This is a genomic window from Pseudomonas sp., assembly GCF_036387035.1.
In the GTDB taxonomy this organism is placed as follows: domain Bacteria; phylum Pseudomonadota; class Gammaproteobacteria; order Pseudomonadales; family Pseudomonadaceae; genus Aquipseudomonas.
Genome location: NZ_DASVUM010000113.1, coordinates 1 through 10596, shown reverse-complemented (window position 1 = coordinate 10596; position 10596 = coordinate 1). Strand labels below are relative to the sequence as shown.

Annotated in this window: 7 protein-coding genes and 1 pseudogene; 5 read left to right on the top strand and 3 right to left on the bottom strand. The window is 63.1% G+C overall.

Annotation, left to right across the window (positions count from 1 at the left end; genetic code table 11):
* From VF672_RS10570 to VF672_RS10560, 3 genes are all read left to right on the top strand, one after another.
* Window positions 1-3475: AvrE-family type 3 secretion system effector (locus VF672_RS10570; protein WP_331104427.1), on the top strand; the 3475-nt coding region annotated here is incomplete at its 5' end.
* Window positions 3476-3533: 58 nt separating this feature from the next.
* Window positions 3534-3977: a type III secretion system chaperone gene (locus tag VF672_RS10565; RefSeq protein ID WP_331104425.1), complete on the top strand. Its 444-nt coding sequence runs from the start codon at window positions 3534-3536 to the stop codon at window positions 3975-3977.
* 170 nt (window positions 3978-4147) lie between these two features.
* Window positions 4148-4594, top strand: coding sequence for a CBS domain-containing protein (locus VF672_RS10560; protein ID WP_331104423.1), 447 nt, complete (start codon window positions 4148-4150; stop codon window positions 4592-4594).
* A gap of 70 nt (window positions 4595-4664) precedes the next feature.
* Here VF672_RS10560 and VF672_RS10555 read toward each other — a convergent pair whose 3' ends face one another.
* Window positions 4665-6659: a methyl-accepting chemotaxis protein gene (locus VF672_RS10555; protein WP_331104421.1), complete on the bottom strand. Its 1995-nt coding sequence runs from the start codon at window positions 6657-6659 to the stop codon at window positions 4665-4667.
* Between the two features lie 117 nt (window positions 6660-6776).
* A complete protein-coding gene (locus VF672_RS10550; RefSeq protein ID WP_331104429.1) occupies window positions 6777-7487 on the bottom strand; it encodes a hypothetical protein in 711 nt (236 codons plus the stop codon).
* Between the two features lie 270 nt (window positions 7488-7757).
* On the opposite strand from VF672_RS10550, the gene VF672_RS10545 reads away from it, so the two are divergent.
* Both VF672_RS10545 and VF672_RS10540 read left to right on the top strand, forming a co-directional pair.
* Entirely contained in the window at window positions 7758-8915 is a 1158-nt protein-coding gene (locus VF672_RS10545; RefSeq protein ID WP_331104419.1) for a murein transglycosylase A, read from the top strand.
* A 119-nt stretch (window positions 8916-9034) separates the two neighbouring features.
* Complete coding sequence (locus VF672_RS10540) at window positions 9035-10240, top strand: MFS transporter (RefSeq protein ID WP_331104417.1); 1206 nt, start codon at window positions 9035-9037, stop codon at window positions 10238-10240.
* 157 nt (window positions 10241-10397) lie between these two features.
* Here the strand turns inward: VF672_RS10540 and VF672_RS10535 are convergent.
* A pseudogene (locus tag VF672_RS10535) lies at window positions 10398-10529 on the bottom strand (DUF2934 domain-containing protein); the annotation flags it as partial.
* Between the last annotated feature and the right edge of the window lie 67 nt (window positions 10530-10596).

Here is a 10596-nt window from a genome sequence, read left to right as displayed (position 1 = left end):
CGGCTGGTCCATGGCGCCGCTGGTCATGGACCGCCAGCGCGGCTTGCCGGTCCTGACACCTGACGCCGCCGCGCAGATCCAGCTGCCGCGCGGCAAAATCGCCAGCCACGACAACACCCTGCTGGTGCAAGACCCGCGCACCGAGGAATGGAAGAAGACCACGGAAAAAGACATCAAGGCCCTGCAGGCAGGCCAGGATGGTTTCGCGTACCTCATCGACAAGGACGGCAAGCTAAAACAGCTGAAAGTGGCGCCCCAGGCCGCCGCCCACGACATGGGGCGCGGCGCCGACCTGGCCCTGCAAGGTCGCGCAACAGAAGCCAAAGGCACTGCCCTGCGCGGGGCCGAGCATCTGGTGGCCGCCAAACTGGCCGTGCAGAACGATCAGAACTTCATGACCTTGAGCGATGGCGAACTGCGCCTGCACGACCAGAACGGCGAGCGGGCGCTGCTGCCAAAGCCGCCCGGCACGGGCGATATCCAGGCGATCAGCACGGGTGGCAAGCACTGGTTCGCCCTGCGCGATGGGACACTGTTTCAACTGACCGGCAATGAGGCCAATGCTCGAGAACTCAATCCTCAGCGCAGCTGGCACGCGGTTCTGGGCCCGGACACACCTCTGGATGCCACCGTTGACGACCTGCGCCCGAATCATGACGGACGCCTGCTGGCCACCACCAGCGCGGGAGATTTCGTCAAAACCGCAACCGGATGGGAAGCCGCAACACCGGCACCGGCCGCCCCGCGCAATGACCACGCGGCCTTCAATCGTCTGGCCGCCGCCGAGCCGGAAACACTGCGCAGAGGCGCGGCCAAGCTGACGGTCAACGTGATGGGCAGTAACAACGTGGAGAGCATGAAGGCCAAGCAATACGCCCCGGCTTCTCTGACCCAGAATTATCTGACCTCGCACCTTTCGCTGACCGGCGCGGCGAAGGTGCCTGCTGACAGCGTGCAGCACGCCTGGAAGGGTCGCGAAGGCCTGAAGCCGATCTACGCCGAAGAGACCGCGCTGCTGAACGAACTGGGCACACGTGCCACCGCCGCCAACGCCGCGACGCGCGCTTCGGTACGGCCGATGGCCGAGCGCATCGAGGACCTTGCGCCACGCCTGATGTCGCCTGAATCAAGCGAGCTGGCTGAGCTGCTCAACTGGTTTCAGACCAGCGTCACCGAGGACCTGCAGAAGACTCTGCGTGAGCTGGCACAGGACGAGGGTGCGTTGCTGAAGAATGGCACAATCAACCCGGCGTTCCAGGGCAAGCCGCGGGACAACGACATGCTGCCGCACGTGGCCAGCGTTCTGCGCCACAGCGGCATCGATAATGCTCACGAGGTGGGACAGCTGCTCACCTCCCTTCAGGCCAGGCAATTCACGCTGGAACGGCGCAACACCGAATCGCCGCTGGATGGCTCGCGTACCCAAGGCGATAAGCAGGCGCTGCTCCGTGCCCGGCTGGCGCTGGACGTCAAGGTGCTCAACGACATCAGCAGCACCCTCGACGGGTTCGCCGATGAAGTGAAGAAGCCGGGCGCCAAGGATTTCGGCACGATCGCCAAAGACCTGGCCACCTTGCACAACGAGGCCTACGAAGGCAGCCCGGTCAAGCGCTACACCGATGCCGGCTTTCGTGACCACGCCTCCCTCGAAGCCAGCTACGACGCCACCAAGAACCTGCTCAAGCACTTGCGCAAGGACAATCACCCGCTCAAGCGCAACGTGTTGCAAGGGCTGCAAACCCCTGCCGGCCCCGGCAACGCCGATGTGACTCGCAGCCTGACCCAGGCGCTGCGTGATCTCGAACCGCGTGAAAGCGTCAAGCTGAACCGCAATTACGGGGGTGGCATCACCGGTGGCGTCGCGGGGCCGGCGGAGCCCGCGTTCCTCGGCTTTCGCGGCAACATCGACCCGGAGCGGACCTACGGCCTGACCTTCACCCGCTTCGACCGGGGGCTGAAGGTCTCGATGAGCCGCGAAGGTGCAATCAGCGGCACAGGCAGCTTCGGTTTTGGCGGCGGGAAAAGCGACACCAGCTCGACGCCGGGTGACAGCCACGCGAACCTTCAAACCAATGGCGGCTGGTTCGGCGGCAGCCTGGATGCCAAGTACAAATACGCCAACAGCACGGCGCTGAGCTTTTTCATCCGCGACGACGAGCTCGATGCGTTCATGGCCGATCTGATGCAGACACCCCTGGCGAGCAGCAAACGCCCGACGCAGGGTGGCCTCAAGCCCATGGCGCTGATGGATCGCGGCGTTGAAAAGGAAGTGCGCACGACCGGCAAGCACGCGTTCGATCTCGATGCGGGCGTGAACCTGGAATCACGTACCAACAAGGGCCGCACTGACGCAGAACCCGTGGCCGGCTTCATGCGCTTCGGTGCCGGTCTGCTGGGGAGCGTGTCACTGCTGAGCGCCGAGCGGGAACGCACCGAGGGGCACGGCAGCGACAGCCTGCATACGGACATCTACAGCAGCAACCGCGCCCGATTCCTCGAAAAAGGCTCGGTGACCGGCTATGCACGGATGTTCAGCACCGTTTTCACCTCGCGCCCCAGCAATATGTTTGTTGCCGGCGGTGCGCCTCTTGGGGTCAGCGCGACGCTGGCCTTCGACAACAAGACCGGCAAGTCCTACGACGTACGCTTCAAGAACGCCCTGCCGTTGCAGCACGCCGACGTCAAAGCCCTGAGCGAAAGCCTGGAGAAAGCCTTCCCCGGCATGAGCAAAAATCCGTCGCCCGACGGCAAGAACCCCGAACAGGTGTTGCAGGACCTAAAGCGCAAGTACCAGACGGATCAGCCTGACCAGAACGACGCCCAGTATGCCGCGCGCCAGACCCTGCGCCAGCTCGACCGTCAGAACACCGCTGCCAGCCAGGGCTCCAGCCTGATGTCGTTGATGGACATGGTGGTCAAGCACAACAACGTCAACCGCCTGGATCAGGCCGCGCCATCCAAACGGCAGATCGACCGTGTCAAACAGATGCTTGGCCGCGATTGCAACGCAGGCAACGCCGAGCGCATCCACGACATGATGAACGCCGACCCTCAGCTCAAGGGGCTGCTGGATGCCTTGAAGGACAGCAAGGGGACCACGCGCGCGGAAATCAAGCTGGAGGTCCGGGACGACATCAAGGAGCGCATCGAAGACGGCGCACTCAGCGGCCGTCTGACGGACGAGATGCTCAAGGACCTGCTCAGCGACAAGAATAACCTGCGCATCAAGAGCATCGCGGTCTTCAAGACCGCAGCGAAGGAAGACGCGTTCGGCACCCCGTTCCCGTTCGTCAGCTACAAGAGCGGCAGCGCTTTGAGCATCGAACGCCTCATGGGGGAAGTCACCTTCGACTACGGCCCGGACCAGACGAACCCGAAAAAGGCCACCGCCGACGGTGAGATCGCCGACCGTGGTGATTCCCAGGCCGCCCAAGACTTGGGCCAGGCCACCCATGGGGCATTCAGGCCGCGCTAAGAACCGAAGCGCATCAGGCCTCGACGCTCGATTGATACCACCCGGACAGGACACCGCAATGATGAACATGACGACACAGGCAGACGCCTGCCTTCAGGCACTGGGCAAACAGCTGGGCACTGCATTGCAACTCGAAAACGGCGTGTGCGCGCTGTTCGACGAGGGCCGCGAAGTGGTGATTATCGAGATTCCCACGGCGGGCGACGTCGCGATTCTGCATTGCAAACTGGCGTTGCGCCCCGACCCGGGTCTGTACGAACGGCTGATGAGGCTCAATTTCGACAGCGGCGCCATGAGTGGCTGCTGGCTGGCGCTGGATGAGGAACACTCGGTGCGTCTGTGCACGCAGCTCCCCCTCAGGGCGCTGGACGAAAGGACCTTCGTCGATTGGGTGCAAGGGTTCGTCCTGCAGACCCGAGACGTGTCCGGCCGGCTCCAGCAGCGCGCTGCGCCATTGGCGAAGGCACACGGCCCCTCAGGCCTGACGCGGCGCATCGGCTGACAGTGCGCTGGCCCCGCCTGCAGAAACAAGAAAGAGCTCAGGCGTTCTGGCCCTGACGCTTTTACAGCGCTGCATGGCGCTTTCAAACTTGCCGGAATGGCATCTCTCGACGATTCTCTATGCACGGCCAGACCGGCCGTGCTCACAAGAAACGCGCCGGAGAGGCCAGCATGACGACCGTAGCCGAACTACTCAAACTGAAAGACACGCACCACGCTGAGGTTCACACCGTCGGGCCTGAACACATGGTCATCGACGCGATAAAGCTGATGGCCGAGAAAAACATCGGTGCCGTGCCGGTGGTGCGCGACGGCAAGGTGGTCGGCATCGTCAGCGAGCGCGATTACGCCCGCAAGATGGAGCTCAAGGGCCGCGCTTCGGCGGGCACCCCGGTCAGCGACATCATGACCCACGAGGTCAAGACCGTGGACTCGCAGCACACGGTCGATCAGTGCATGAACATCATGACCGACCGGCGACTGCGGCATTTGCCGGTGGTCGACGAAGGGCAGTTGGTGGGCTTGCTGTCCATCGGCGATCTGGTCAAGGCGGCCATCGCGGAACAGGCCAGGCTGATCGAAAAAATGCAGGAATACATTCGCGGCGAAAGCTACTGAGCCAGCCAATGCAAAAAGCCGGAGCTTGATGGGCTCCGGCTTTTATTTGCGTGGCTGGAAAAAGGGTTGTTTAGCGAACCTTGAAGCGATCGATCATCGCCACCAGGCGTTCATTGGAGGCCATCAGCGTCGCCACACTGGTGTCGGTCTGCTGACCACAGCCCACCAGCTCACCGACCATGTGCCGAATGGCGATCATGTTCTGGTTGATCTCCTCGGTCACCGCGCTCTGCTCTTCTGCCGCCGTTGCAATGTGTGCGCTCAAGTCATGAATGCGCAGCACCGAACCGGCCATGCCATCCAGGCCTTCGTTGACCCGCGACGTCCGGTCGGCGGTCGACTGGCAGCTGACCTTGGTTTTTTCCATGGCGCCCACGGCAGTGCTTACGCCCTGCTCCAGGCGCGCGAGCATCTCGTTGATCTCCGACGTGCTCTGCTGGGTCCGACCGGCCAGCGCCCGCACTTCATCGGCCACGACGGCAAAGCCACGGCCCTGCTCACCCGCCCGCGCGGCTTCGATGGCCGCGTTGAGTGCGAGCAGGTTGGTTTGCTGGGCGATGCCGCCGATGACCCCGAGCACATCGGTAATGCGCTTGGCATCGACCTGCATTTCCTGCACGTATTTAGTCGCGTCTTCAACTTCGGCCACCAGTGCCCGGACGCTGACCGATGCTTCGTCGACCACGTCACGGGACAGCTGCGCGGCATCGTTCGCCGATTGGGTAAAGCTCGCCGTCTGCGTGGCGCTCTCGGCAACGCTGTCGGCGGTGGCGCTCATCTCGTTGATGGCGGTGACGGCCTGATCGGTCTCCGACGCGTGACGGTTGAGGATCTGGTTGATGTTGCGCGATTGATCCTGCAACTGCACCAGCCCGGCTGAAATCTGCTCGGTGCCGTTGCGGACTTCGACAATCATGGCTTGCTGGAAGGCGATGAACTTGTTGACCGAGTGCCCTACAGCGTCCAGTTCGTCTTCGCCCTTGATCGGAATACGCCGGGTCAGGTCGGCTTCACCCGAGGACAGCGCGTCGATGTTGGTGCGCAGAACGGTCAGGCGGGCCAGCAGGCGGTGGAAGGCGAAACCGAGCACCACCAGCAACAGAATGACCAGCGGGATCTGCAGCCAGCCCAGGGTCTTCAAGACCTCGGTGCTGCTGGCGGTGAGCATGGCGGTCGGCAGCGACGTGGCAATCATCCAGGGCGTGCCCACGACCGGGCGCAGGAAGAAGGTCAGGTCACCCAGTTGCGGGTCGATGTATTCCTGGGAATACACGGCGTCGCCAGAGACTTTGCTCAGACCGTCCTGAATGGCTTTGGCGAACATCGACTGGCCACTGAAACCGGACACATTCTTGAGGATGATTTCGCCGGGAATGCGGCTCTGGTTGGTCAGAATTTTGCCGTCACGCTCGACGATCATGACCTGACCTTGAATGTCCTTTTCCTTTTCCTGGATCAGGCCATTGAAAAAGCCCAGGGTGACGTCGATGGTCGAAACGCCGTACAGCGCGCCATCCTTGTAGATGCCCATCGCACAGTTGGTGCGCGGCTGCGGGCTGGCTTCGTCCTGATAGGCCGCCGCCCAGGCGCATTTGCCTTTGGGTGCGTTCTGTCCGGCACGGTGCCACGGCTGTTCCCAATAGTTGGGCGCAGGGTCGGAGTTCCAGTACGTGCTCACCACCAACTGGCCACTGCCATCACGGTGGAAAAACGAGCTGTGTTTGTTGCGGCCCGGGGTGCGCTTGTCCGGCATCGGCCAGACGCCGCCGCCGAAGACTTTCTGATCGCCGTATTGATCGACCAGCCCTGGGAGCACGGTGTCGATGGCATCGCTTTCCAGCAGCGGCACTGCCTGGGTGATGGCTCGGGACTGCGCTTCCACGCGGGCCAGGTCCGACAGGATGCGCGTGCCGATCTGGTCAACCTGACCCAGCACCACCTTTTCCTGGGTTTCCCGAACCTTGGGCGTGACCAGATGCACGATCCCCTGTTCGGTGATGACCGCGATCACCAGGATCAAGGCCACAAATATGACCGTGTAGCGCGCCTGCACTGTTTTAAACATCGTCGACCCCATGCCATTAATGTTGTAGTTGTTTTGCACAACGCCAAATTAGCTATCGACCGAATGCCGACAAGGATGAGGGGCCGCAGAAAAAGGTTTTCAGCGCCGGAGTAAAACCTATTGCACAGGGAGGAAGTTCAGGAACAACAGGCTCTGGGCGTAATTCAGGCCGATGCGTCTATAGCGCTCGTCCAGCATCTGGGTCAGCAGGTCGAGGCGCGCCACGATCTTGCCGAACTCGGTGGCAAAACTGAGATTGCTGCCCTCCTCCGAAATCTCGTTGGAGAACAGCAGCAGCTCGCCATTGGCGTTCTGTCGCTGGCTCAGCAGCCAGGTGGCCTTCTCGATATTGCGCGCCGCGTTGCTGACGAAAGTGGGGTTGATCTGGTCGGTCATGAAGAATTCGACGCGCCCGCCGTGGGCGGTCACCAGCATGCTGCCGATGGCATAGATGAAAGCGCCGACGCGATCGCCGAGAAAGTCCGGGCTGAGGGCGTAGCTCAGCGCCGCAAGGTCACGTCGAGCGCCCAGCTGCGGCAAGGGCTTTCGCTGCTCGATGGCCTCGCGCACGTTGCGCTCTGCGGCTGCTGGGTCAACGAAGCCGGACTTTCGCCACTCGCCGGGATTGCGCAGGTAGAGCTTGTTCATCAGCAGAAACAGGCTGTCGAGGTTGTCGCGCATGGCCAGTGTTGCCATGCGGTCCACGCTGGTTTGAAAGAACTCCTGAGGGCGCGTCTCGCTCCACTGCGTGGCCACGTCCTGCCCGTCCTGACGGGTACAGCCCGCGGCGCAGAGCCAGAGCAGGCACACGGCCACTTGCGCGAGCAGGCGTTGGTTACGGGGTAAAACGGTGAACACGGCAAACATCCATCGAGCGCTTCAACAATCTGGACGCCGCGTAAATCGCCGCGTCCCGGCCAAGGTCAGAGCGGCTAACGGAGAAAAAGTGCAATTCTGGCGGCAAATCCGCTGCGCCTTTGCCACGGGCTGGCCGGCGCGTCGGCTTTCATGCAAATGATTCCCTCATCCATTTGACGCAGCCTTCGGCTTTCACCAAGCTAGCCGCCTTCGCATGATTTTCAGGAAACACCCCGCGTGATGACCACAAGCCTGCACTGGCGCCGTTTCGTATTCTGCCTCGCTCCCCTGATCGCCCTGCTCGCTGCCTGCGACGGCGGCGCGCCAAAGACCAAGCCTTCCGAAGCGACGACTTATGTCAGCGTGGAGTGGGACAGTTTGCCGGCGGTGAACGACACCGACCTGATGGCGGGGTACAACAGCTGGTTCTCGGCGTGCAAACGTCTGGCCAAGGACCCGGTCTGGGGCGGCACGTGTGCCCTGGCCGCGCAGGTGCCGCAAACCCCCGGCGCGGTGCGCGACTTCCTCAAGAATCAGTTGCAGGTCTACAGCCTGCGCTCCTCCGAGCACGGCGCCAACGGCCTGATCACCGGCTATTACGAACCGATCTACAAAGGCAGCGAGGAGCGCAACGATCAGCACCCGGTGGCGGTGTACGGCGTTCCCGACGACCTGATCATCGTCAACCTCGACAGCATCTACCCGGAACTCAAGGGCAAGCGCCTGCGCGGGCGGCTTGACGGCCGCGTGCTGCGTCCCTATGACGACGCCGCCACCATTGGCAACAAAGGCGCCAATGCTCCCGTGCTGGCCTGGCTGGAAAACCCCATCGACCTGCAGTTCCTGCAGATTCAGGGTTCGGGTCGGGTTCAGCTGGAGAACGGCCGCCAGTTGCGCATCGCCTATGCCGATCAGAACGGTTACCCCTACAAGCCGATCGGCCGCTGGCTGGTCGAGCAAGGCCAGTTGACCAAAGACGAGGTGTCGATGGGCCGTATCCGCGATTGGGCGATTGCGCATCCCGAACGTGTGAACGAACTCTTGGGCAGCAACCCCAGCTACGTGTTCTTTACCCTGCGCCCGGACAGCACTGAAGGGCCGCGCGGTTCACTGAATGTGCCGCTGACGGCCGGCTACAGCGTGGCGATCGACCGCAAGGTCATTCCGCTGGGCAGCCTGTTGTGGCTGTCCTCGACCCGCCCCGACGGCACACCGCTGGTGCGCCCCGTTGCCGCGCAGGACACGGGCGGCGCCATCGCCGGGGAGGTCCGTGCCGACATGTTCTGGGGCACCGGCGATGCAGCCGGCGAACTGGCGGGCAACATGAAACAACAAGGGCAGATCTGGATGCTATGGCCCAAGGGCGCCGCACTGCCCGCCGCCAAACCCGTCAACTGACCGACCTGCGGAGCGGCCGCGCGCCGACCGTGCGGCCGTCGCAACCTGGATTGCCGTTGAACCGAAACCGGTTTCAGGTATCACAGCATGCTTCTTACCGGAACCCGTCCTGATCTGCCATGAATACCTCCCACACCCCGCATGATTTCAATATGGGCTGGCTGCTGTTTGCCCTCGCCATGGGCGCGTTCGCCATCGGCACCACCGAATTTGCTTCAATGACGTTGCTGCCCTTCATCGCCGGTGACTTCGGTGTCACCCAGCCGCTGGCCGGGCACGCCATCAGCGCTTACGCCCTGGGCGTGGTGGTGGGCTCGCCGGTGATCATGGTCCTGGGCGTGCGTCTGCCACGTCGCGCGCTGCTCGTGGCCCTTGCCGCCTTCATCGGGATTGCCAATGCATTGAGCGCCGTGGCGCCGTCGTTGCCGTGGCTGGTGTTCTTCCGTTTTCTGAGCGGATTCCCCCATGGCGCGTACTTTGGCGTCGCGATGTTGCTGGCCGCGTCGCTGGTGCCGAAGAACCGCCGTGCGCAAGCGGTCTCCCGCGTCTTCATGGGGCTGACCATCGCCACCATCATCGGCGTGCCGTTTGCGACCTGGATCGGACAGACCCTCGGCTGGCGCTGGGGCATGGCCATCGTGGCCGGTCTTGCCGCTGTCACGGCCGTGCTGATCCGCTGCCTGGCACCCGCCTCCCCTGCTGACGCCAACGCCAGCCCGCTGCGCGAACTCAACGCCCTGCGCTCGCGACAGGTCTGGCTTACCCTGGGCATCGCCGGCATCGGTTTCGGCGGGATCTTCTGCGTGTACACCTACCTGGCGGCCACGCTGATTGATGTCACCCACGCCTCCGATTTCATGATTCCAGTGGTGATGGCCGTGTTCGGCCTGGGCACGACGGTGGGCAACCTGATCTGCGGCTGGGCCGCCGACCGGGCAACAATGCTCGCGGCAGGTGTATCGCTGGGCTTCACGGCGCTGGTGCTTGCGCTCTACCCCTCGGCCACGGACAACCTCTGGCTGCTCATTCCCCTGGTGTTTTTCATCGGCTGCGGCGTAGGCCTGGCGGCGATCCTGCAGACCCGTCTGATGGACGTGGCGCCCAACGCCCAGTCTCTGGCGGGTGCGCTGGTGCAAAGCGCGTTCAATCTGGCCAACGCCATCGGCCCGATGGTGGGCGGTGTTGTGATTGCGGCGGGCTACGGCTTGCCGGCCACCGGTTACGCCGCGGCGGCGTTGACCCTTGGCGGGCTGGGGATGTGGTATTGGGCACTAGTGGATGCGCGGCGGGCGGATCGCCGCATCGACCAACCCGCCAGCGTGTAAAGGGACGGAGCGGTCTGATAGCGGCGTGGTGAGATGCTTCACCGAGCTTCGCCCCGACACGACGCCTGGGCGAGCTCGGGTCCCTTCACACGTCGTTGCCTGACTCATCGGGTGACGGGAACAACGTATCGACTTTGTGTTTGCTTGAAGTGCGGACCGGCGCCATGGCGGCGGACTCTGCCAGGCGTGTGGCCATTTCCCAGTGCCGGGACTCCTGCCCTTCAGGCTTGCCTTCGGTTTCCCAGATCAATTGGGCCAACTGACGAACAGTGTCTTCGTCGACATTCATGCGTATCCCCCATTTATGCTTGCGCAAGACCTTGGCCGGCGCCAGTGCGGTGCCGAATCCATCGTCC